21 protein-coding genes are annotated in these 21471 nt (G+C 61.3%); 7 read left to right on the top strand and 14 right to left on the bottom strand.

Going from position 1 to position 21471, the window contains the following annotated elements:
• Positions 1-401 precede the first annotated feature (401 nt).
• Positions 402-1277 carry a UTP--glucose-1-phosphate uridylyltransferase GalU gene (gene galU / locus VJV58_RS08910; protein ID WP_324136976.1) on the top strand — a complete coding sequence of 292 codons (876 nt, stop codon included), beginning with the start codon at positions 402-404 and terminating at the stop codon, positions 1275-1277.
• Positions 1278-1349: 72 nt separating this feature from the next.
• Entirely contained in the window at positions 1350-1604 is a 255-nt protein-coding gene (locus VJV58_RS08905) for a hypothetical protein (RefSeq protein WP_324136975.1), read from the top strand.
• Positions 1605-1830: 226 nt separating this feature from the next.
• On the opposite strand, the gene VJV58_RS08900 is transcribed toward VJV58_RS08905, so the two are convergent.
• A complete protein-coding gene (locus VJV58_RS08900; protein WP_324136974.1) occupies positions 1831-2421 on the bottom strand; it encodes a hypothetical protein in 591 nt (196 codons plus the stop codon).
• Positions 2422-2430: 9 nt separating this feature from the next.
• On the opposite strand from VJV58_RS08900, the gene VJV58_RS08895 reads away from it, so the two are divergent.
• Complete coding sequence (locus tag VJV58_RS08895) at positions 2431-2559, top strand: hypothetical protein (RefSeq protein WP_324136973.1); 129 nt, start codon at positions 2431-2433, stop codon at positions 2557-2559.
• Positions 2560-2721: 162 nt separating this feature from the next.
• Here the strand turns inward: VJV58_RS08895 and VJV58_RS08890 are convergent, their stop codons facing one another.
• Complete coding sequence (locus VJV58_RS08890) at positions 2722-5598, bottom strand: EAL domain-containing protein (RefSeq protein WP_324136972.1); 2877 nt, start codon at positions 5596-5598, stop codon at positions 2722-2724.
• Between the two features lie 115 nt (positions 5599-5713).
• Positions 5714-6712, bottom strand: a complete 999-nt coding sequence (locus VJV58_RS08885; protein WP_324136971.1) for an NAD(P)H-quinone oxidoreductase — start codon at positions 6710-6712, stop codon at positions 5714-5716.
• A gap of 101 nt (positions 6713-6813) precedes the next feature.
• On the opposite strand from VJV58_RS08885, the gene VJV58_RS08880 reads away from it, so the two are divergent.
• The 3 genes from VJV58_RS08880 (at position 6814) to VJV58_RS08870 (ending at position 8859) form a co-directional block, all read left to right on the top strand.
• Positions 6814-7005 carry a DUF1192 domain-containing protein gene (locus tag VJV58_RS08880; RefSeq protein WP_324136970.1) on the top strand — a complete coding sequence of 64 codons (192 nt, stop codon included), beginning with the start codon at positions 6814-6816 and terminating at the stop codon, positions 7003-7005.
• Between the two features lie 425 nt (positions 7006-7430).
• Positions 7431-7943: a DUF1465 family protein gene (locus VJV58_RS08875; protein WP_324136969.1), complete on the top strand. Its 513-nt coding sequence runs from the start codon at positions 7431-7433 to the stop codon at positions 7941-7943.
• An 82-nt stretch (positions 7944-8025) separates the two neighbouring features.
• The gene (locus VJV58_RS08870; protein ID WP_324136968.1) at positions 8026-8859 is read left to right on the top strand and encodes a DMT family transporter; all 834 of its coding nucleotides are present in this window, start codon (positions 8026-8028) and stop codon (positions 8857-8859) included.
• 95 nt (positions 8860-8954) lie between these two features.
• Here the strand turns inward: VJV58_RS08870 and rpmE are convergent, their stop codons facing one another.
• Positions 8955-9182, bottom strand: coding sequence for a 50S ribosomal protein L31 (gene rpmE, locus VJV58_RS08865; RefSeq protein ID WP_324136967.1), 228 nt, complete (start codon positions 9180-9182; stop codon positions 8955-8957).
• A 187-nt stretch (positions 9183-9369) separates the two neighbouring features.
• On the opposite strand from rpmE, the gene VJV58_RS08860 reads away from it, so the two are divergent.
• On the top strand, positions 9370-11226 hold the full coding sequence (locus tag VJV58_RS08860) for an ABC transporter transmembrane domain-containing protein (protein WP_324136966.1): 1857 nt from the start codon (positions 9370-9372) through the stop codon (positions 11224-11226).
• An 82-nt stretch (positions 11227-11308) separates the two neighbouring features.
• On the opposite strand, the gene VJV58_RS08855 is transcribed toward VJV58_RS08860, so the two are convergent.
• The 10 genes from VJV58_RS08855 to gap form a co-directional block, all read right to left on the bottom strand.
• Positions 11309-11767, bottom strand: coding sequence for a GNAT family N-acetyltransferase (locus VJV58_RS08855; RefSeq protein ID WP_324136965.1), 459 nt, complete (start codon positions 11765-11767; stop codon positions 11309-11311).
• Positions 11768-11798: 31 nt separating this feature from the next.
• Positions 11799-12827, bottom strand: coding sequence for a peptidoglycan -binding protein (locus VJV58_RS08850; RefSeq protein ID WP_324136964.1), 1029 nt, complete (start codon positions 12825-12827; stop codon positions 11799-11801).
• 27 nt (positions 12828-12854) lie between these two features.
• Positions 12855-13856: a flagellar motor protein MotA gene (locus tag VJV58_RS08845; protein ID WP_324136963.1), complete on the bottom strand. Its 1002-nt coding sequence runs from the start codon at positions 13854-13856 to the stop codon at positions 12855-12857.
• A 275-nt stretch (positions 13857-14131) separates the two neighbouring features.
• The gene (locus VJV58_RS08840) at positions 14132-14926 is read right to left on the bottom strand and encodes an inositol monophosphatase family protein (RefSeq protein WP_324136962.1); all 795 of its coding nucleotides are present in this window, start codon (positions 14924-14926) and stop codon (positions 14132-14134) included.
• Between the two features lie 130 nt (positions 14927-15056).
• A complete protein-coding gene (locus VJV58_RS08835) occupies positions 15057-16130 on the bottom strand; it encodes an HcpA family protein (protein WP_324136961.1) in 1074 nt (357 codons plus the stop codon).
• Between the two features lie 9 nt (positions 16131-16139).
• A complete protein-coding gene (locus VJV58_RS08830; protein WP_324136960.1) occupies positions 16140-16820 on the bottom strand; it encodes a thiamine phosphate synthase in 681 nt (226 codons plus the stop codon).
• Between the two features lies 1 nt (position 16821).
• A complete protein-coding gene (locus VJV58_RS08825) occupies positions 16822-17856 on the bottom strand; it encodes a class I fructose-bisphosphate aldolase (RefSeq protein WP_324136959.1) in 1035 nt (344 codons plus the stop codon).
• Positions 17857-18077: 221 nt separating this feature from the next.
• Positions 18078-19145 carry a class II fructose-bisphosphate aldolase gene (fba, locus tag VJV58_RS08820; protein ID WP_324136958.1) on the bottom strand — a complete coding sequence of 356 codons (1068 nt, stop codon included), beginning with the start codon at positions 19143-19145 and terminating at the stop codon, positions 18078-18080.
• A 63-nt stretch (positions 19146-19208) separates the two neighbouring features.
• Positions 19209-20405 (bottom strand): phosphoglycerate kinase, encoded by a 1197-nt coding sequence (locus VJV58_RS08815; protein ID WP_324136957.1) that lies wholly within the window; start codon positions 20403-20405, stop codon positions 19209-19211.
• Between the two features lie 123 nt (positions 20406-20528).
• The coding region (gene gap / locus VJV58_RS08810; RefSeq protein ID WP_324136956.1) for a type I glyceraldehyde-3-phosphate dehydrogenase at positions 20529-21471 on the bottom strand (943 nt) is incomplete at its 5' end.

Genomic DNA, 21471 nt, shown 5'->3' with positions numbered 1-21471 from the left:
TTATCGAGAAATGCGAGGCCAGTACCACTCGTGAACTGCGCGTGCGCCGTATCCGCGCTGCTAAACGCCAGCAGCACTGCCGCAACAGCCACCAAACTGAGCCGCCTGTCCCACATGTCCGTGCCTTGCCCTAAATCCCCGCCAACACGAGTAGCCGCGTCTTCAAGAGGCCTCCTCTCGGTTTCCAATAGCTTAACAAAGGCGAGATTTTGGTGTCGGAAATTCTGCTTATGGAACCGGGTTTCGACGGCAACGCGAGGTCGGCCGCGCGAGCAGATATATTCGCCGGCTCACAGGGTCGTACGTTCACATCGCGCTTTGTTGGCACATCCAAACAGGTTACCAAGATGCCAGCATATCACGTGCCCATCGCACTCTCTCAAGGCAGCCCGACAATCCCCATGAAGATCCGTAAAGCCGTATTCCCGGTCGCCGGCCTCGGCACCCGCGTCCTGCCCGCCACCAAGGCGATGCCAAAGGAAATGCTGACTATCGTGGACAAGCCGCTGATCCAGTACGTCGTCGACGAAGCCAAGGAGGCCGGCATCGAACATTTCATCTTCGTTACCGGCCGCAACAAGGGGGTGATCGAGGACCATTTCGACCGCATGTACGAGCTTGATACCACCCTTCAGGCCCGCGGCAAGAAGGCTGAGATGGAGATATTGGCGCGCGATCAGCCCGAAGCCGGCGCGATGAGCTTCACCCGACAGCAGTCGCCGCTTGGTCTCGGTCATGCAGTTTGGTGCGCGCGCGATATTGTGGGCAACGAGCCGTTCGCGGTATTGCTGCCGGACGAACTCGTGCTCAACACGCCGGGTTGCCTGAAACAAATGATCCAAGCCGCCGGCAAGCTCGGCGAGCAATCCAACTTGATCGCAGTCGAGGAAGTGCCGCCCGATCGAACGCATCAATACGGAATCTGTGGTGTCGGCAAGCGCGACGGCAACATATTCGAGATCGACGGCATGGTGGAGAAGCCGGCCAAGGGCACCGCGCCCTCAAACCTCTCGATCACCGGCCGCTATATCCTTCAGCCCGAAATCTTCAAAATCCTGGAAAAGCACGAGCGTGGCGCCGGCGGTGAAATCCAGCTTACCGACGCCATGATCGGGCTCGCAAAGCTCCAGAGTTTCTATGGCGTGGAGTTCGAAGGCGAGCGGCACGATTGCGGCTCGAAATCGGGTTTCCTGCGCGCCAACATCGCGTTTGGCATGGCGCGGCCCGATTTACGCGACGAGCTGCGCGAGGAATTAAGAAGATACTCTTCGAAATAGCCCTGCGTCGATCGCTGTATTTCGACGTCGATAAGCGACGGCTTCGGAGCGGTACTTTTGCCGAGGATAAAAGTGAACGACTACGACGCTCTGCGAGATTATCTGAAGAAGCAGAAGCTTCCTGAATTTGTCCTGAGTTTTCAGCAGATCGAGGAGATCATCGACGCTCCGCTACCCCGCGCCGCCCAGCGCGCCTCGTGGTGGGAGACGTTGCGCAGCCCGCAAGAGAAGATGCCACAACGCGAAGCTTGCCTGTCGGGCGGCTATATCGCGACCCGCCAGCCGGACGGCAACGCTGTGCGGTTCAAGAAGATGAAGCCAAGCTAGCGTCCGAGATCCTCATGGCGAGCGCGGCAAGCTTCGCGCGTCTCGAACCGTGGTCATAGGCAAACTCCATCACCACGTCGTCTCCGCGTTGACGGATACGGGAACGCGACCAAAAGCTGCTCACAGTTTGCTCCGGATGAGGCCGGGGCCAGTTGTTTTTCTAAAAGCAAACGGGACCGCGTCGTTGCGATCCCGTTCCTTGTCTCACGATGCTGCAGCGAAATTTCTACTGCTGGACCGATGTCGATGTCTTGGGTTCGCCCGCGCCTGACGTGCCGGGTTTCGGTGAACCGATGCTGATGAAACCTTCGCCAACATCCTTGAGCCCATTGAGGGTGTCCTTGCCGAGTCCCACGACGCCCTTTCCGACATCACTGACGCTGGCGCCCCCTGTCACGCTGCCCGTGTCCGCCGGCTTGGGACCGGGCTTAGGAGCCGGTGCGGGCGGAGCGGCTGTCACGACGTGCGTTGCGGCGAAGCTTCCGTCGGCCAAACGCTTCAACTGCATTCCTTCTCCACCGCCCAGGCTATTGAGAGTGGCGCCCCTAAGAGTCAGCAGGGTGCCGGGCAACGTAACGGACTGGCTGGGATTGCCGTTGGAAACGGTGATGGTGCCGTCCTTGTTCGGCGTGGCAGTCAAGCCGTACGCCGTATTCGGGATGTTGAGTTTAACAAGGCCGTTTGACACGGTGACGTTGTTCGGTGGCAGCTTTTTGCCGCCGCTCATCGCGACCGGTTGGTTTTTGCCCTTTTGCGAGGACTTGTGGCGGTCCGTCCCTTCACTGCTGTGAACTTTGCTGGAATCACGGTGCTTCATTCCGCTGTTATGATCATTGCGATCACTGCTGGCGCGATCGCGATGATCATCGTGTCCATTGTGATCGCTGTGACGGTCACCATCTCGGGCGACGGCGTTCTCAGGTGCGATCACCAGAAGCATTCCGGCAGCCAGTGATGCCATGAGCGTTAAAGCCGGGATTGATCTAATTGTACGCATTTCGTCTCCTGTTGGTTCAGTTCGCATCGCCGATACGGGCTCGTACGCCTTCGCGGATGAATGGGACCTTAATAACAACTGGAGGTTGAGGACCGCTGCTTGGTCGATGATCGTTTTCGATCAACTCGCCGGTTCGAGCCGCTCTTCACTGAGGAGCCGCATCGCAGCATCGGCATCCATCGGCTCGCCGAACGCAAATCCTTGGGCGTATTCGCAGCCAAGGTGATAAAGTTCCACCGCGTCGGAATCGGTTTCCGCGCCTTCCGCCACCACATCCATCCCGAGATCATGCGCCATCGCAATGATCGATTTCAGGATCACCGGCCGGGTGCCGCGGCTGGTGGTGCGCACGAACGATTGGTCAATCTTGATGGTGTCGAAGGGAAAGCGTTGCAGATAGGCCAGTGAGGAATGGCCGGTGCCGAAGTCATCAAGTGAGAGACCGGTGCCGAGTTCGCGAATCCGGGTCAGCATCTGCGCCGCGTGTTCCGGATTCTCCATTACCAGCGATTCCGTCAATTCAAGCTTCAGCGTGCCCCGCGCCACTGACGAGCGCGACAATACAGTGCGGACGTCATGGATCAAGTCGTGCCGCAGCAACTGCCGCGAAGATACGTTGACGCTTGCAAAGATCGGCTCCCGCGAACGCATCGCGCGTTGCCAGATCGCGAGCTGCCGGGCGGTGCGGTCCAGCACGAACATGCCGAGATCGACGATCAGGCCGATTTCCTCGGCGATCGCGATAAATTCAACCGGAGACATTCGCCCGAGCTTGGGATGATCCCAGCGCGCCAAGGCCTCGAATCCCGCGATCGAACGATCCTCCAGCCGGACGATCGGTTGATACAGGATCGTGATTTCCTCCCGCTCGATGGCGCGGCGCAATTCCGATTCCAGGGTCAGCCGATCGGTCTTGCGCGCGCGCATCACCGGCTTGTAGACGTCGATGCGATCGCCGCCGATCCGCTTGGAATGATACATCGCAAGCTCGGCGTCTTTGATGATCTCGTCGGAGAGTTGAGCCTGCGGATCGCTGAGCGCCAGCCCGATCGAGGCGGTCAGGAAAATTTCGCGATCGTTGAAGGCGATTGGCGCGCGGATGGTCTTGCGTATCGTCTCGGCGAAAGCGGTGATGCGCCCGGGATCCTGTTCCGACATCAGGATCAGGCCGAACTGGTCGCCTGCGAGCCGTGCCAGCGTGTCCTGCGGCTTGAGGATGCGGGTGAGCCGGCGCGCCAGCGTCAGCAGGATTGAATCGCCGACCGCTATGCCGACGGAGTCGTTGACCTGCTTGAAACGGTCGAGGTCGATCACCATCAGCGTCGGGCGCAGGTTCGGCATCGTTTTCGAAAAATTGGCCACCGCGCCAAGGCGATCCATAAACAATTTTCGGTTCGGCAGACCGGTGAGATTGTCATGCACCGAATCGTGCAGCATGCGCTCTTCGGCGTTCTTGATTTCGGTGACGTCGGTCAGGGTGCCGACCACGCGGGAGACCTCTCCGTCAGAGCCAACCACCGGACGTGCTTTCAGCGCAAACCACATGAAGTGGCCGTCGGGCGTGCGCAGCCGGAAGTCCTGCACCAGTCGGCCGCGGCGCTGGTCGAGTACGCTGTCGAGTGCGGCCCGGAAGCGGTCCTGATCGAGCGGATGCAGCACCTCGAGCCATTTGGCGGCTGGCCCTTCCAGCGCGCCGCGCTTCAAGCCGAGCAGGCTTTCGGTCTCTGGGCTGGTAAACACCTTGTCCGCCGAGACGTCCCAGTCCCAGATCAGATCGCCGGAGCCGGTCAGCGCCAGCGCTCGGCGCTCGATATCGGAGACCACCCCGGTAGTCGCACCGCCACCAGCAAAGGCGTGCTGCATCACGGTGAAGCCGATCAGCATCACAATCAGCACCAGGCCACCGAGCAAGGCCGGGCCGACGATATCGTTGGTGACGCTGCCCGCGACCGTCAGTCCGGCTGCAATCACCCAGACCACAAGCAAAAACCAGGTCGGGATCAAAAGCACCGCGCGATCGAAACCGTGAGTGGAGAGATAGACGATCAGTGCGAAACCGGCGAACGCGATCAACACCAGCGAGATGCGGGCAATGCCCGAAGCTACCGCGGGATCGAACAATGCTAGCGCCACCAGCGAACCGAGAAACGCGAGCCACCCGACCGTGATGTGAGAATAACGTACGTGCCAGCGGCTGAGATTGAGATAAGCGAACAGGAACACCAACAGCGTTGCGGCCAAGATCGCTTCACCGCCGGCGCGCCACACGCGCTCGGCGTTGTTCGACATGTCGAGCACCTTGCCCCAGAACCCGAAATCGACGCCGATATAAACCAGCACAGCCCATGCCAGCGCGGCGGCGGCGGGAAACATGATGCTGCCCTTGACCACGAACAGGATGGTCAGCACCAACGCCAACAATCCGGAAATTCCGATCACGATGCCTTGGTACAGCGTGAACGAATTGACCTTGTCCTTGTAGGCGTCCGGCTCCCAAAGATAGAGCTGCGGCAACTTATCCGTCCGCAATTCGGCAACAAAAGTGATGACGGCGCCGGGATCAAGGGTGATGCGGAAGATGTCAGCGGTTGCGCTGTCCTGGCGCTCCGGCCGATCGCCGCTGGAGGGCGTGATGGTCGAAATACGCGACATCCCGAGATCGGGCCACAGAAGTCCCGAGGACACGATACGGTAATGCGGTGCGACGATCAGTCGATCGAGCTGGTCGTCAGTGTTGTTCGCGAGCGCGAATACCACCCAGTTCTGTCCGCCTTCGCGCGCGCGGACCTCGATGCGGCGAACGATACCGTCGGTGCCGGGCGCGGTGGATACCTGGATACGGTCCGTTTCGCTGCGTTGGTGATCAAGCACAGCAGTGAGGTCGATGGCGGGCGCGTCGCTGCGGACGCTGACGGCGTCGATCGCGCGCGCCGGCTGCGCCGCGGAAAAAATCACGAGGCCCAGCGCGAGCAGCGCAAGGCACCTGATCAGACGCAATGTCGGTTCTCCGCAATCGCCAACGTTTCCGGACGAAGCAGAATCCGGTGGTCGGATAAATGACATGAAAGCGAAGCAATTCAAAGGGTTTCCGCCCGCGCTTCGCTCGCGAGCGTTAAACTGCTAACACAATTTTGCCAATATGTTCGCTGGTCTCCATCCGCCGGTGCGCGTCGGCCGCTTTTTGAAGCGGGAATGTACTGTCCATCAGGGGCTTTACGCGTCCCTCGCGCAACAGCGGCATCACCTTGGCTTCGATCGCGGCGACCATCGCGGCCTTGTCCGCATTACTACGGGGCCGCAGCGTCGAACCCGTGTGGTGGAGCCTTTTCATCATCAGCTTGGCAAAATTGACGTTTGCCTTTGGCCCTCCAAGCAGCGCGATCTGAACGACGCGGCCATCGACCGCCGCCGCGTCGTAATTGCGCTCGATGTAATCGCCGCCGACCATGTCGAGAACGACCTCGACGCCGATGCCGCCGGTTGCGGTTTTTACTTCCGCGACGAAGTCTTGCGTCTTGTAGTTGATGGCGCGATCAGCCCCGAGCTTCAGGCAGGCATCGGCCTTCTGCTGCGAGCCCACCGTGACGATCACCTTCGAGCCGAACGCTTTGGCGAGCTGGATGGCCATGGTGCCAATTCCGGATGATCCGCCATGGATCAGAAGCGTCTCCCCGGGCTTCAGCGCGCCGCGCTCGAACACATTGTGCCAGACCGTCATCAGCGTTTCAGGAATCGCGCCTGCTTCCAACATTGACAGCGTCGGGGGTACTGCCATCGCCTGGGCATCCTGGGCGATGCAATATTGGGCGTAGCCGCCGCCTGCGACCAGCGACATCACCTTGTCGCCGAGCTTGTGCCTGACCGTCCCCGTGCCGAGTGCGACAACTTCGCCCGCCACCTCGAGGCCTGGCAAATCGCTGGCGCCGGGCGGCGGCGGATAGGAGCCGGACCGCTGCGCCACATCCGGGCGATTGACGCCGCCGGCTGCGACCTTGATGAGGATTTCTCCCGCGCCGGGCGTTGGCACGGGACGGGTTTCCGGCACAAGAACCTCGGGGCCGCCCGGCTTGCTGATGCCGATGACGGTCATTTGCGCGGGCAGCTTTTCCATGGTTTGTCCTTGCGAAACGCGGGAACGAAGAGCCATCTGATTAGCCAGCGGCGCTCGCGCTGGCAACCGCCTCTGGAGCCCTCGAGGACCAAGGAGCACGCATGGCGATTGAGGATGACGATAAACCGAGGAAAAAAGTCACTCACGAGATCGGGCAGGATCTGTCGCTACTCTCGGTCGAGGAACTTGCCGAACGGATCGCGCTGATGACGTCGGAGATCGAGCGACTGCAGGCGGCGATGAGCAAGAAGCGCGCTTCAAAGGACGCGGCGAACAGCTTTTTCAAAACGTAAGCGATGCCAGACGATCTTTCGCGGGACGCGCCCGAAGAGTCTGCCGTCAAGGCGGGCTGTGTTCATGAGCTAGCAATATGAACGAGAGTGCATCGACGCCGACTCGGCCAGTGGCCGACATGGCAAACGAAAACTGAAAAAGTTGATTCATTTACCATCCATTAAGCTTTCCCTTCTATGACCTGTATTGTCCTCGTTTGGACACCGAGTGGCTCCTGTCACTCTGTTTGACGCCTCCCTGTTATCAACTTTTAAAAGCCGCCGGTAACGGCGGCTCTTTTTTTGGGCGTCACCTCACCCGGCTGGAAACCATATTCAAGGTTGCGGCTGGACTCTCCCGCCGCCGCGCGCAATGATTTGTTCATCATAAGCCCGCGCGTTCACAACGCGTGGGCTGCGTAAACAGTGGCGTGAGGCCTTAAACCATGTCGGATCGCTCGCAAGGCGAAACAGCCCTCGTGCAATTCAGCGAACGGCTTACCAATTCCGCGGCGTTCGGCAGTTTGTTCCGGGAGGGCATGGACCTCGTTGAAGAAACCGCCGCCTATCTGGACGGGGCGGGACGCACCGACGCCAAGGCGCTGGAGCGATCCGTCAGCCTCATTTACGCGACCGAAAGCATGCGGCTGACCACCCGGCTGATGCAACTGGCGTCCTGGCTGCTGCTTCATCGTGCCGTCAAGGAAGGTGAGATGACGCTGACCCAGGCCAATCGTGAAAAGACCAAGGTCAGGCTGAGCGCCGCCGATCCCGGCCCGGAAGAAATGATCGAGAAGCTCCCGCTGCAATTGCAGAAGCTGATTGCGCGGTCGATGATCTTGCAAGGCAAGGTCCGTCGCCTCGATACCACCATCCACGCGCCGGTGACCGAACGCGCGGCGATCGGCAATCCGCTGGTGCCGCAGCTCAACCGCCTCAAGGCGGCGTTCGAGCGATAATATCACCCCTTGATCGCTCCGCGCCGCCGGTTAAGGGCGGGCGCATGAAACCGGCATCAAGGTCATTGGCGATGGTCCGGCCTTGCTGACGCCTTTCTCCATCCTGCTGGTACTTTCAGCCGCGTTCCTGCACGCGAGCTGGAACGCATTGCTGCGCGGCGGCGTCGATCGTGGCCAATCGATGCTGATCATGAACATCACGGTCGGTGTCGCGGGCCTTGCGATGATGGCCATCGCGGGCCTGCCGTCATCGGCCACGGCCTACGTGATCGCCTCGGGTCTCGTTCATCTGGTCTATAACGCGCTGCTGGTGCGCATGTATCGCAGCGGCGATCTCGGCGAGACCTATCCAGTCGCGCGCGGGTCTTCGCCGGCGCTGGTCGCGCTCGGCGGCAGCTTGTTTGCGGCCGAATGGATGGACGTGCTCGGCTCCATCGGTATCGGCCTGGTGTCGATTGGCATTTTCATGTTGGCGTTGGCGAAGGGCCGCCTGCACGCGATGAACTTGCCCTGGGCATTGGCGACCGGCATCAGCATTGCCTCTTACACCGTGATCGACGGCATCGGAGTGCGGGCCTCCGGCAACTGGATCGCATATACCGGCGGCATGTTCGCGTTCTTTCTTCTGCTCCCGCTTTGCTATTCGGTCCGCGGCAAGCGGGCAATTTTCGCGCTGCCGATTGCCGAAGCGGTCAAGGCTGCCAGTGGCGGTCTGATCTCGCTCGCAGCTTACGGCGCCATCATCTGGGCGATGCAGGCAAACGCCATGGGCGCGATCTCGGCGTTACGCGAAACCAGCGTCGTATTCGCGGCACTGCTCGGAGCCCTCTTTCTCAACGAGCGCCTGACCCGGCTTCGGATCGCGGCCTGCTGCATCATCGGCGTCGGCGCCGCTTGCGTCGGTTGGCGCGCGTGACCACATCTGGCGTTCAAACCAAACCATGTCGCGCAAACGAAAAACGCCCCGAAAGGGAGGCGTTTGCAGATCGCGCACGAACCGCCAAACAGGCGTTAATCCTTTTTAAGAAAGCCCGAAAACTTCTTCTGGAACCGCGACACGCGGCCGCCTCGATCGAGCAGCTGCTGGGCGCCACCAATCCAGGCCGGATGTGACTTGGAGTCGATATCGAGGTTCAGCTTGTCGCCTTCCTTGCCCCATGTCGAGCGCGTCTGGTATTCGGTGCCATCGGTCATTACGACCGTAATCGTATGATAATTAGGATGAATTTCAGGCTTCATGGCATATCCTTCGGCGCGCCGACGCCTCTGCGTCAATGTATCGGGGACGGATTTGGGCGCTCTATAACGCAGCAGGGCATCCGAAACAAGCCAGCTGACTGCCGGAATTAGCCGCAGATTCCAAGGATTTGCCTCTCCCGGCGGCGCGGCCTATCTGGGGAGGGGCGGAGCGATTGGTCGAGATCTCATGAGCGCAGTGGAGCGGCTTGAACAGCGGGCTGACAAAGAGCTTGCCGGTGACGGCGTGGAGTCAGCGCAGACATCCTCGATCGAAACGCCGTTGTTGGAATCGCCGCTCAAGCGCGCGCGGCTTCGACCGCTATTGGCGCTCGCGCCCTACGTCGCCCGTTACCGCGGCCGCGCGATACTAGCCCTCATCGCACTGACGATCGCGGCGCTCACGACGCTGATCGTACCGGTCGCGGTGCGTCGCATGATCGACTTCGGGTTCTCTCCCGAAGGCATCGCCATGATCAACCGCTACTTCAGCGTGATGATCGCCGTGGTGGCTGTGCTGGCAGGTGCCAGCGCCGCGCGATACTATCTGGTCATGACCATCGGCGAGCGCATCGTCGCCGATCTTCGGCGCGACGTGTTCGCGCATCTCATGTCGCTGTCGCCGGCGTTCTTCGACTCAGCGCGCAGCGGTGAATTGATTTCGCGGCTGACCGCCGACACCACCCAGATCAAGTCCGCTGTCGGCGCGTCGGTCTCCATCGCGCTCCGCAATCTGATGCTGTTCATCGGCGCGACTGGGATGATGGTGTTCACGAGCCCCCGCCTTTCGGGATTCGTGCTGCTCGCAATTCCCGTGATCGTGATTCCGCTGGTCGCATTCGGGCGCTGGGTCAGGCGACTGTCACGCAATGCGCAGGACACGCTGGCGGATGCAACCGCCTATGCTTCGGAATTGGTCGGCGCCATCCGCACGGTTCAGGCCTACACCGGCGAACGGCTGGCGAACGCGCGCTTCGGCGGGGAGGTCGAGCAGGCCTATGAGGCCGCACGCACCTCTACCCGCGCTCGCGCCGTGCTGACAGCGGTGATCATCTTCATCGTGTTTGCGAGCGTGGTGGCGATCCTGTGGGTCGGATCCAATGACGTACTGAGCGGGTCCATGACGCCCGGCCGTCTCGGGCAGTTCATCCTGTATGCGGCATTCGCCGCCGCGGGCCTTGGCCAGCTCAGCGAGGTTTGGGGCGAGGTATCGGCCGCGTCGGGTGCCGCCGAGCGGCTGTTCGAAATTTTGCAGGTGAAATCTGCTATCGCGCCCCCACCAGCGCCGGTGATGATGCCGGTGTCCGCCCGAGGCGACGTGAGCTTCGAGAATGTCAGCTTCGCCTATCCGACGCGTCCGGATGTGCGGGCGGTCGAGGGCGTTTCGCTTTCAGTGCGCGCCGGCGAGAAGGTCGCGATCGTCGGACCATCCGGCGCGGGCAAGAGCACGTTGTTTCATCTGCTGCTGCGTTTTTACGATCCTTCGGGCGGCGTGATATCGCTCGATGGCATTCCGATCAACGCCGCCGATCCGCGCGAGGTTCGGGCACGGATCGCATTGGTGCCGCAGGACTCGGTGGTGTTCGCCGCGAGCGCGCGCGACAACATCCGGTTCGGTCGGCCTGACGCGAGCGATGACGAGGTGGAGCGCGCCGCTGATCTTGCGCATGCCAGTGAATTCATCCGCCGCTTGCCCGCCGGCTTCGAGACGCAGCTCGGCGAGCGCGGTGTGACGCTGTCCGGCGGCCAGCGCCAGCGGATCGCGATTGCGCGGGCGATCCTTCGGGACGCGCCGCTGTTGCTGCTCGATGAAGCGACGTCGTCACTCGATGCGGAAAGCGAAACGCTGGTGCAAACCGCGCTGGAGGAATTGATGAAGCATCGCACCACGCTCGTCATTGCTCATCGGCTGGCTACGGTGTTGTCCTGCGATCGGATCATGGTGTTGGACCAGGGCCGGATCGTCGAGCAGGGCACCCACGCTTCCCTGGCCGCCGCCAACGGTCTCTATGCCAGATTGGCGCGATTGCAATTCGAAGGCGTGTGAATTGCGGAACGCTAGATCGTGGGTAGATTCTTCTTTTGACCCGTTTTCTTCGCGCGAACCGGCATCCACTTAGCTCGAAATCCTATTCCGCGCTGCCGTTCCATTCCATTTTCAGCACCGGCCGCCCGGAAGCGGGATTCACATCCTGGCCGGCATGCGAGAAACCGTTGCGCTCGTAAAAGCGGATGGCTCGGGAGTTGTCGGTGTTGACCAGCAGCGTAATTCTATCGGGCGAGGCGCGCTTGGCCTCATCAACCAGCCGGTCGGCAATCTCCGATCCCCAGTGATCGGGCGCGACCACCAACTGATCGAGATAGCCTGATGCGTCGATGGTGACGAATCCGACGGGGACACCCTCCTGCTCAGCCACGATAATGGCTGCATTGGGCACCAGTTCATCACGCCAGCGCGCCCGCCACCAGGCCACACGCGCCGCAAAGTCGATCGAAGGATAGGCTTGCTGCCAGGTCCGCTGCCACAGGGTTATGGTCGCGTCCTCGTCGTCCGAACGATATGGGCGCAACTGAACGCGGGCGTTCATACCGACGCGTCCGCGTCCGATGTCATCGCCTTCATCGTTCCGTCAGCTTCAGCTCGATGCGGCGGTTGCGCTTATACGCTTCTTCGGTCTGTGCGGTGTCGAGCGGCTGGAATTCGGCAAAGCCGGCGGCAACCAGCCGCTGCGCCGGTACTCCGAGCGAGATCAGGTACTGCACCACCGAGATTGCGCGTGCCGACGACAACTCCCAGTTCGACTTGAATACAGGGCTACTGATCGGCCGTACGTCGGTGTGTCCGTCCACCCGCAGCACCCAGGGGATTTCAGCCGGGATCTGGTGGTCGAGATCGATCAGCGCGGTCGCCAGCTTGTCGAGCTCGGCGCGGCCTTCGGGCAGCAACTGCGCTTGTCCCGTGTCGAAGAAGACCTCGGACTGGAACACGAAGCGATCGCCGACGATGCGAATATCCGGGCGGTTGCCCAGAATGGCGCGGAGACGGCCGAAGAATTCCGACCGATACCGCGACAATTCCTGCACCCTTTGTGCAAGCGCCACGTTCAGCCGCTGCCCGAGATCGGCGATTTTGCTCTGCGATTGCTTGTCTCGCTTCTCCGATGCGTCCAGCGCTTCCTCAAGCGCTGCGAGCTGCCGGCGCAACGCGCTGATCTGCTGCGTCAGGACCTCGATCTGCGCGAGCGCGCGAGATGATACCTGCTTTTCGGAATCCAGCGCCTTGTTCAGTTCGTTGGCGCGTCCGGCAGCATCATTGCCGGCGCCGGCAAGCCCTTCATAGAGGCCCTTGACGCGATCGCGCTCGGCCTCCGCCGAAGCCAGCCCGGCGCGCAGCTGCGAAACCTGGTCGTCGAGATTGATCTTGCCAAGTTTCTCCAGCGACAGCAGGTCGTTCAGCTGCGCGATCTTGGCATTGAGCTGTTCGAGTGCCTTGTCTTTGCCCGTGACTTCCTGGGAGAGGAAAAACTGCACCACCAGAAATACCGACAGGAGGAATACGATCGAGAGCACCAGGGTCGAGAGCGCATCGACGAAGCCCGGCCAGTAATTGAACGCGGATTCGTTGCGGCGTGCACGAGCAAGGGCCATTGATGTCTCCGCTATCGCAATTCGTGGTCAGCTTTTCTCGGGCTGGCGCGCGAGCCGATCAAGCAACTTCTTGATTTCCCGGTTCTGCTCGCCCTGACCGTCGGCCCACTCCCGGATCATCTGCTGCTCGGTCCGCATATGCGCGACCAGACCCTGAATCGCTTCGGCGAGATTGGCCATTGCTGTACTGGTGCCGCGGCTCCCGCCACCTTCCTCCAGTGCAAGCCGCAACCGCTCGACCGCCGCCTGAATTTCGCCGCCTGAGGCCTGGGGAACGGTCTCGCCGGAATATTCGCGCACCGTGGAGGCGAGCCAGTCTTCGAGGTCGGTATAGAACCGGTTCTGTGCCTGGCTCGACTGCAGATCCAGAAAACCGAGAATGAGCGAACCGGCGAGGCCGAACAGCGAAGACGAGAATGAAATGCCCATGCCACCGAGCGGCGCGGCAAGGCCTTCCTTCAGGGTGTCGAACAACGCGCCGGCGTCACCGCCGACTTTCAGGCCGTCAATGACCTTGCCGACCGAGCCTACGGTCTCGATCAGGCCCCAGAAAGTCCCAAGCAGCCCGAGGAAAACAAGCAAGCCGGTCATGTAGCGGGAAATATCGCGGGCTTCATCCAGCCGCGTGGCGATGGAGTCGAGCAAATGTCGCATGGTCTGCTGCGAAATCGACATGCGGCCGGTGCGTTCTTTGCCGAGGATCGCAGCCATCGGCGCCAGTAGGGTGGGGTACCGTTCGATCGCAAGGCCGGGATCGGCGATGCGGAAATTGTTGACCCATGCGACTTCCGGATAGAGCCGGATCACCTGTCGAAACGACAAGATGGTGCCAATCAGCAGGACTGCGCCGATCAGCGCGTTAAGTCCGGGATTGGCGAAAAATGCGATGACGATCTGTTTGTAGAGGACGATCGTGACCAGCGCGCACAACACCAGAAACACCAGCATCCTCACCAGAAAAATCCGGGGCGAGGATAGCTTGTTCAGTTCGATCTCCATCTTGGAGCTCGCAGAGGGGGCTGAATGCATGCCGGGGTCATCCGTCGCGAGGAGCCGCACTGAGTCCCCAATATGACACAGCGGCGGCGAGAAAAAAGATCAGATACGCCACGATTCGTGTGTTGACCGGAACCTGTGACCGAAACCGGGCACCGAGACGATTAAATTGGGCCTAGCTGCTGTTTGTCGCGGCTGCCTTCAGATTAGATGAGCGTTGTGGATTTCGGGCCGCGCTCCACGAAGCCGGACTAGCCACAGCTCAAGAACCGATTGCGATCGGATTCGAGGCGGGCCGTCTTGGCAGCCTACTTGGCCAATGGCTTGAGGATCTTCATGAGCTCGTCATGGATGAACTCGTTGCCGCAGATCACGTTGCCGGTCTTGAGCGCGTCGTCATTGCCTGTGATGCCGGTGAAGATGCCGCCGGCTTCGCGGACGATGATTTGCCCGGCGGCGATGTCCCACGGCTGCAGGTCGCGTTCCCAATAGCCATCGAAACGGCCGGCGGCGAGGAAAGCCATATCCAGCGAGGCCGCGCCGAACCGGCGCAATCCAGCGACATTGGCCTGGATTTCGACCATCTCGGCGCGCGCGAGTTCGAGATCGCCGCGCCCCATATGGGGTAGGCCGCACGCGATGACGCATTCGCTCAGTTTGCGCCGCCCCGCGACCCGCAGCCGCTGATCGTTAAGGAAGGCTCCTTTGCCGCGTTCGGCGATGTAAAGTTCCTCGTTGGCGGGATTATAGATCACGCCCGCGATGACCGTATCCTCGCGCTGCAAGGCGATCGAAATCGCAAATTGCGGAATTCCGTGCAGGAAGTTGGTGGTGCCGTCGAGCGGGTCGACAATCCAGGTGTGGGTCTTGTCGTCGCCCTGCCGCGTGCCGCCTTCTTCGCCGATAAAGCCATAACCCGGGCGAGCCTTGGTGAGGTCGCTGTGCAGCATCTCCTCCGCGCGCCTGTCGGCCATGGTGACAAAGTTGGCCGGTCCCTTCAGCGAAACCTGCAGGTTCTCGATCTCGCCGAGGTCTCGTTTGAGGCTGCGGCCGGCGCGTCGGGCGGCTTTGACCATGACGTTGATAAGGGCAGAATGCAGCATGATCTCGGCTCAAGACGACCTGAGCATCAGGTCAGCTATGGGAGGGGAATTCCGGGTTCAACGAGCGTGTCGGGCATGCCGGCGCGCTCTGAGTGGGTTGCCCTGCGGTTGTTGTGGCGTCAAGGGCGGATCACTTGCTGCCGAGCCATCTGCGCGCCGCCGCTTCCGCCTTGGCGCGATCCTCGGGGCTGATATGGGCAAGCGCCTCGTCGAGATCGGGGTCACCCTTGCCGGCGGTTTTTGCGACCAGGTGCCATTTGAATCCCTCGATGATGTCCGTCGGTACGCCTTGGCCGCTCACCAGCACGCGCGCCAGGCGGTTTTGCGCGATCGGGCTGTTTTGTTTTGCGGCCTTGCGCAGCAGGGCGACCGCGGCCGGTTCGTTCTTTGGGGTGCCGGTGCCATTATAGAGCGCGATCGCATATTCGACTTCGGCATCGACATTGCCGGCGAGAGAAGCCGCCTGCAACAGCCGCACTGACTTGTCGATGTCTTTCGGAACGCCGGTGCCCTCCTTGTAGAAGGTGGCGAGCGCGTATTGCGCTTCGGGGTTACCGGCATCCGCGGCGACCCGAAACAGTTCCGCCGCGCGTTTGACGTCTTGCGGCAAGCTTTGTCCATCAAGATAAAGCAGCGCCAGATTGTAAGCCGCCTTCGGATTGCCGAGTTTGGCGGAGGAGGCCAGCAACTTCGCTGCTTCCTCATGATTCACTGGGCCGCCGCGTCCAGCGAGGCGCAACATCGCTAGCGCGAACATGGCTTCGCGGTCGCCAGCGGCCGCGGCGCGCTTGTACCAATCGGCGGCCATTGCTTCGTCGCGCTTGACCCCCAGCGCATTGGCATAGAGCTCGCCCAGCATGGTCATGGCTTTTGGATCGCCGGTCTCCTGGACCCGCTTGGTCGCGAGATCGAATGCGGTCTTGTACATGCCGCGCTGATAGGCGCCGAACACGAGATCTGCGCCCGCATCATCGGGAGCGGGGGCCGTCGTTACGGTCGGAGCTGGTCGGCCCGGCATGGCGGTTGTTTTTGGACTTGCGCCAGCAGCGACAGGCTTCTTTGGCGCATGCGGCTTGGCTTTCGGCTTTACGGCCGACGGCGCGGGGGACGTTGCCGCGACCGGAGGCGTCAACGGAACTTGGGCCGCGGCGCTTGCCGTCCACATCAGGCAAAACAGAACCGACAGCGCGCGCAGGGTTTTCATGTTGCGCTGCTACCCCGGTTCAGCATGTGCTTTTCCCGGCATCGCGGCATGCGCCTGACGAATCGCCTGCTCCGCCTCGCTCAACGCCTCCGTCGCGCCTCGCGGATGCTCCCAGATGAAATCGCCGACCAGAACGAAATCCGCCCCCGCCGCAGCAAATTCGTAGGCTTGCTCACGAGATGCCGCGAAACCGACGCAGGGAGGCTCGAACAGCTCGGCCCACCACTCCAGACGTTCTGCAATCGCCTCGGCCGAAGGCCGCTGCCCCCTCGCATCGGGCTCGCCGAACAGCACGTAATCCGCACCGGCTTCGCCTGCGGCCATCGAGTCATGCCGCGTCGCCAATCCACCGACGCCTGCTATACGGTCCGGCTTGAGCGACGGAAGCGCCTCCTGCATCGCTTCGATGCCGGTGAGGTGCGCGCCATCCGCGCCGGCGCGGGCGACCAGTTCGACATGACCATCAAGCAGCAACGCTGCATTGTTATTCTGGATCGCTGGCGCCAAAGCCTTGATACGCGCGATCATTGTGCGCTGGTCGGTTTGTTTCAGCCGCACCAGCACCGCGGCGACATCGACCGCTGCAAGTAAGGCAGGGAGCGTTTCGATCAAGGAGGCCGGATCGTCCACAACCGGTGTCGCGAGATAAAGCCGCGGCACCGGGCGCAGTGGGGCAGGTTTGGTGACCAACCTATGCCGCCTTTCTTTCCAGATCGGCCTTCCATTCGCCCGAGGTCGCGAGCGAGTTCATCCGGGCGCGGTGCGCAAAGGCCCGCTGACCTGCTGCAACGTTTTCAGCTTTGCCAGACCATGCCTTTTGCGGCGCGGCTTGCAAGGCGCGGCCATAGGAGAAAGTGAGCCGCCAGGGCAAGCCGCCGATCCGGTTCATCGCATCCAGATGCGCGGTGGCCTCCTCGTCGGATTGCCCGCCGGACAGAAAGGCAATGCCGGGCACTGCCGCAGGCACGCAAGCTTTCAGCATGCGGACGGTCTTCTCCGCAACTTCTTCGACCGAGACTTGCTTACTGCTTTTCTTGCCGGGAACGGCCATGTTGGGTTTCAGGATCATGCCCTCGAGCGCGACTCGCTGAATTCGCAGTTCCTGAAATGTCTTGTTGAGCACCCGCTGAGTGACTTCGTAGCAGCGGTCGATGTCATGATCACCGTCCATCAGGACTTCCGGTTCAACGATCGGAACGATCTGCGCGGCCTGGCACAGCGCCGCATAACGCGCAAGCGCATGGGCATTGACGTGAATCGCGGTCATCGATGGAATCGGCCTCGCGCCACCGCCGATGTCGATCACAGCGCGCCATTTCGCGAAACGTGCGCCGCGCTCGTAATACTTCTTCAGACGATCGGCGAGCTTGTCGAGTCCAACGGTCACCAGTTCACCCGGACATTCCGGCAACGCCTGCGTTCCTTCGTCGACCTTGATGCCGGGAATCGCGCCCGCTTGCTCGATGAGCTTTACCAGCGGCGTGCCGTCTTTTGCATTCTGCCAGATGGTCTCGTCATAAAGGATGACGCCGGAAATGTATCGGCTCATGGCTTCGCTGCTTCGAAACAGCATTTCGCGATAATCACGGCGGTTCTCCTCGGTGGAGACGACGTTGATCGCGTCGAAGCGCTTCTTGATGGTGCCGGTGGACTCGTCGGCGGCGAGGATGCCCTTGCCCGGCGCGACCATGGCGAGAGCGACTTTGTTTAGATCAGCGAGGTTCATCGGGGGTTTCCTTCAGCAAACGATTGCAAGTCAAACCAGGCGGTTATCGGACCATATACCGAAGAAAACCGCCCAAGAAAACTTGCAAGAAAACCCGCGAAGAAAACTTGCGAAGTAACCTTGCCATTGCCCGGCGCCGTTCGTTCTCTGGATGTCGCTCCTCCAGGAGGCCAAGCATCACCCGGCCCGAACACCCAAGTGCCGAGGCTGGTTTTGGCGTGTCAGGCGAGCTTCGGATCGAGCTCGCCCTTGACGTACCGCCTGGCCATCTCGGCCGGGGTCAGAACTTTCTTGATCTTGCTGGCTTGGCCAGCCGTATTGAATTCCTGAAGCCGCTGTTTGCATAACTTGGCCATCGCATCCATTGCGGGCTTGAGATATTTGCGCGGATCGAATTCTTCCGGATTGTCCTTCAGCACCTTGCGGATCTGTCCGGTCATTGCCATGCGGTTGTCGGTATCGATGTTGATCTTGCGCACCCCGTTCTTGATGCCGCGTTGAATCTCCGAAACCGGTACGCCCCAGGTCGGCTTCATCTTGCCGCCATTGGCATTGATGATCTCCTGCAGCTCCTGCGGCACCGACGACGAACCGTGCATCACCAGATGCATGTTGGGCAGCTTGCGGTGAATCTCCTCGATCACATTCATCGCGAGAATATCGCCGTCGGGCTTGCGCGTGAATTTGTAGGCGCCGTGCGAGGTCCCCATCGCAATCGCCAGCGCGTCGACCTTGGTCTCCTTGACGAATTTGACCGCCTCATCCGGATTGGTGAGGAGCTGATCGTGCGAGAGTTTGCCCTCGGCACCGTGGCCATCCTCCTTGTCGCCCATGCCGGTTTCAAGTGAACCAAGCACGCCGAGCTCGCCTTCCACCGAAATGCCGCCGAGATGGGCCATGTCGGTGACCTTCCTGGTGACGCCGACGTTGTAATCCCAGTCGCCCGGCGTCTTGCCGTCGGCCTTCAATGATCCGTCCATCATGACCGAAGTGAAGCCGGCCTGGATCGCGGTCATGCACGTGGCCGGCTCGTTGCCGTGATCGAGATGTACGCAAACCGGAATCTGCGGGTATATTTCGGTGATCGCATCCATCATGTGCTTGAGCATCACGTCATTGGCGTAGGACCGCGCGCCACGCGAGGCCTGGATGATGACCGGCGCGTCGACGCTGGAGGCCGCGTCCATGATGGCAAGCGCCTGTTCCATGTTGTTGATGTTGAAGGCGGGCACGCCGTAATCGTGTTCCGCCGCGTGGTCCAGCAATTGACGCAACGTGATACGAGCCATCTCTATTCTATCTCCGCGTTGGGCTTTGGCACCCTCTGTGTTGCATCCAACAATTCGTTGGGGCTAACGGTTGCGCAGGACCTGGACGCCCGGCAGCGACTTGCCTTCCATCCATTCGAGAAAGGCGCCGCCCGCGGTCGAAACATAGGTGAAATCGCCGGCCACGCCTGCCTGGTTCAGCGCCGCCACGGTGTCGCCGCCGCCGGCCACCGAAACCAGCTTCTTTGCTTTGGTACGCTTAGCCGCGTGTCTCGCGGCGGCCACAGTGCCGTGGTCGAACGGGGTCATCTCGAAAGCGCCGAGCGGACCGTTCCAGACCAGCGTTGCGGCGTCATCAATCGCGGCGTGTATCCGTGCGATCGATTGCGGGCCGACGTCGAGGATCATGCCATCTGCCGGGATCGCATCGAGGCCATATGCATGCGACGGCGCGTTGGCCGAGAAATGATAGGCGACCACGGCGTCCACCGGCAGGATGATCGCGCAATTGGCCGCATCCGCCTTCTCTATTATTCGCAGCGCCGTCGCAGCCAACTCCTTTTCCGCCAGCGACTTCCCAATGCCGACGCCCTGCGCATGCAGGAAGGTGTTGGCCATCCCGCCGCCGATCACCAGCGCATCGACCTTGCTGACCAGGTTTTGCAGAAGATCAATCTTGGTGGAGACCTTGGCGCCCCCGATGATCGCAATCACCGGCTTGGTTGGAGACTCCAGCGCTTTTCCGAGTGCGTCGAGCTCGGCCTGCATCGTCCGCCCCGCATAGGCCGGCAATCTGTGGCCGAGGCCTTCGGTCGAGGCGTGCGCGCGATGCGCCGCCGAGAAAGCATCGTTGACCCAGATGTCGCCGAGCTTCGCCAGCTCATTGACGAATGCCGGGTCGTTCTTTTCTTCTTCCTTGTGGAAACGGGTATTTTCCAGGCAGAGAATGTCCCCATCCTTCATGGCGGCGACAGCCTTTTGGGCGACGTCGCCGACGCAATCTTCGGCAAACCAAACCGGCTTTCCGATGACGTCCGAAAGAGCGTCAGCCACAGGCTTCAGCGAATCTTTTGCCTCGCGTCCCTTGGGCCGGCCGAAATGCGCCAGCAATATCACCTTGCCGCCTTTGCCGGAGATCTCGGTAATGGTCGGGCTCACGCGTTCGAGCCTGGTGGCGTCGGTGACGCGGCCATTTTCCATCGGCACGTTCAGATCGACGCGCAGCAAGACGCGTTTGCCCTTCACGTCGACATCATCGAGGGTGCGGAATGCCTGGGTCATTGACGATCTCGCAAACTCATCGAACACGCCGCGTTAGCGCGGCGCCCGCAGGATGAGATTTTTCGCCACCATAAGAAGCGCGCCTCTTTCAAGCGCTTCGTCGGCGCTTGAGAGGTGGCGAAATCAGAGCAATTTCCCCATCGCCACGGCGGTGTCCGCCATCCGGTTGGAGAAGCCCCATTCATTGTCGTACCACGACATTACTCGCACCAGTGTGCCGTTCTGCACCTTGGTCTGGTCCATGTGCAGCGTGGAGGAATGCGGGTCGTGATTGAAATCGATCGAGACGTTGGGCGCGGTGGTATAGGCCAGGATGCCCTTGAGTTGCTGCTCTGACGCCCGCTTCATTGCCTCATTGATCTCGTCCTTGTCGGTCTTGCGCGAAGCCACAATCTTTAGATCGACCACCGAGACGTTCGGCGTGGGTACGCGAATGGCGACGCCATCGAGCTTGCCCTTCAATTCCGGCAGCACCAGGCCGACCGCCCGGGCCGCCCCGGTGCTGGTCGGGATCGAGCTGATCGCGGCGGCGCGGGCCCGGTGCAGGTCCTTGTGCAGCGTGTCGACCGTGTTCTGGTCGCCGGTATAGGCGTGGATGGTGACCATGTAGCCGCGCTGGATACCGAAATTGTCGTGCAGCACCTTTGCCACCGGAGCGAGGCAGTTGGTGGTGCAGGACGCGTTCGAGATGACCGTCATCTCCTTGGTCAGCACGTTGTGGTTCACGCCGTAGACGATGGTCGCGTCCACGTCTTCACCGCCCGGAGCCGAGATGATGACGCGCTTGGCGCCGCCCTTGAGGTGCGCGCCCGCCTTCGCCTTGCTCGTGAAGAGGCCCGTGCACTCGAGCACGGTGTCCACGCCGAGATCGCCCCACGGCAGCTGCGCCGGATCGCGCACGGCGAGCACCTTGATGCGATGGCCATCGACGACCATCGAGTCGCCGTCGACCTTCACTTCGCCGCGGAACTTGCCGTGGGCAGTGTCGTACTGCGTGAGATGGGCATTGGTCTTTGCGTCGCCGAGGTCATTGATGGCGACAATCTCGATCTCTCCCGTGCGCTTC

The sequence above is a fragment of the Bradyrhizobium sp. genome (assembly GCF_035273305.1).
Taxonomy (GTDB): Bacteria; Pseudomonadota; Alphaproteobacteria; order Rhizobiales; family Xanthobacteraceae; genus Bradyrhizobium.
The sequence above is the reverse complement of the archived record's forward strand: the minus strand, read 5'-3'. Positions and strand labels throughout refer to the sequence as shown.

What these genes read in the sequence shown, in the direction of transcription:
- galU (WP_324136976.1), top strand. Translation starts at nt 402, where the DNA reads ATGAAGATCCGTAAAGCCGTATTCCCGGTCGCCGGCCTCGGCACCCGC.
- VJV58_RS08900 (WP_324136974.1), bottom strand. Translation starts at nt 2,421, where the DNA reads ATGAAGCACCGTGATTCCAGCAAAGTTCACAGCAGTGAAGGGACGGAC.
- VJV58_RS08895 (WP_324136973.1), top strand. Translation starts at nt 2,431, where the DNA reads ATGATCATTGCGATCACTGCTGGCGCGATCGCGATGATCATCGTGTCC.
- VJV58_RS08885 (WP_324136971.1), bottom strand. Translation starts at nt 6,712, where the DNA reads ATGGAAAAGCTGCCCGCGCAAATGACCGTCATCGGCATCAGCAAGCCG.
- VJV58_RS08880 (WP_324136970.1), top strand. Translation starts at nt 6,814, where the DNA reads ATGGCGATTGAGGATGACGATAAACCGAGGAAAAAAGTCACTCACGAG.
- VJV58_RS08875 (WP_324136969.1), top strand. Translation starts at nt 7,431, where the DNA reads ATGTCGGATCGCTCGCAAGGCGAAACAGCCCTCGTGCAATTCAGCGAA.
- rpmE (WP_324136967.1), bottom strand. Translation starts at nt 9,182, where the DNA reads ATGAAGCCTGAAATTCATCCTAATTATCATACGATTACGGTCGTAATG.
- VJV58_RS08860 (WP_324136966.1), top strand. Translation starts at nt 9,370, where the DNA reads ATGAGCGCAGTGGAGCGGCTTGAACAGCGGGCTGACAAAGAGCTTGCC.
- VJV58_RS08855 (WP_324136965.1), bottom strand. Translation starts at nt 11,767, where the DNA reads ATGAACGCCCGCGTTCAGTTGCGCCCATATCGTTCGGACGACGAGGAC.
- VJV58_RS08850 (WP_324136964.1), bottom strand. Translation starts at nt 12,827, where the DNA reads ATGGCCCTTGCTCGTGCACGCCGCAACGAATCCGCGTTCAATTACTGG.
- VJV58_RS08845 (WP_324136963.1), bottom strand. Translation starts at nt 13,856, where the DNA reads ATGCATTCAGCCCCCTCTGCGAGCTCCAAGATGGAGATCGAACTGAAC.
- VJV58_RS08840 (WP_324136962.1), bottom strand. Translation starts at nt 14,926, where the DNA reads ATGCTGCATTCTGCCCTTATCAACGTCATGGTCAAAGCCGCCCGACGC.
- VJV58_RS08835 (WP_324136961.1), bottom strand. Translation starts at nt 16,130, where the DNA reads ATGAAAACCCTGCGCGCGCTGTCGGTTCTGTTTTGCCTGATGTGGACG.
- VJV58_RS08825 (WP_324136959.1), bottom strand. Translation starts at nt 17,856, where the DNA reads ATGAACCTCGCTGATCTAAACAAAGTCGCTCTCGCCATGGTCGCGCCG.
- fba (WP_324136958.1), bottom strand. Translation starts at nt 19,145, where the DNA reads ATGGCTCGTATCACGTTGCGTCAATTGCTGGACCACGCGGCGGAACAC.
- VJV58_RS08815 (WP_324136957.1), bottom strand. Translation starts at nt 20,405, where the DNA reads ATGACCCAGGCATTCCGCACCCTCGATGATGTCGACGTGAAGGGCAAA.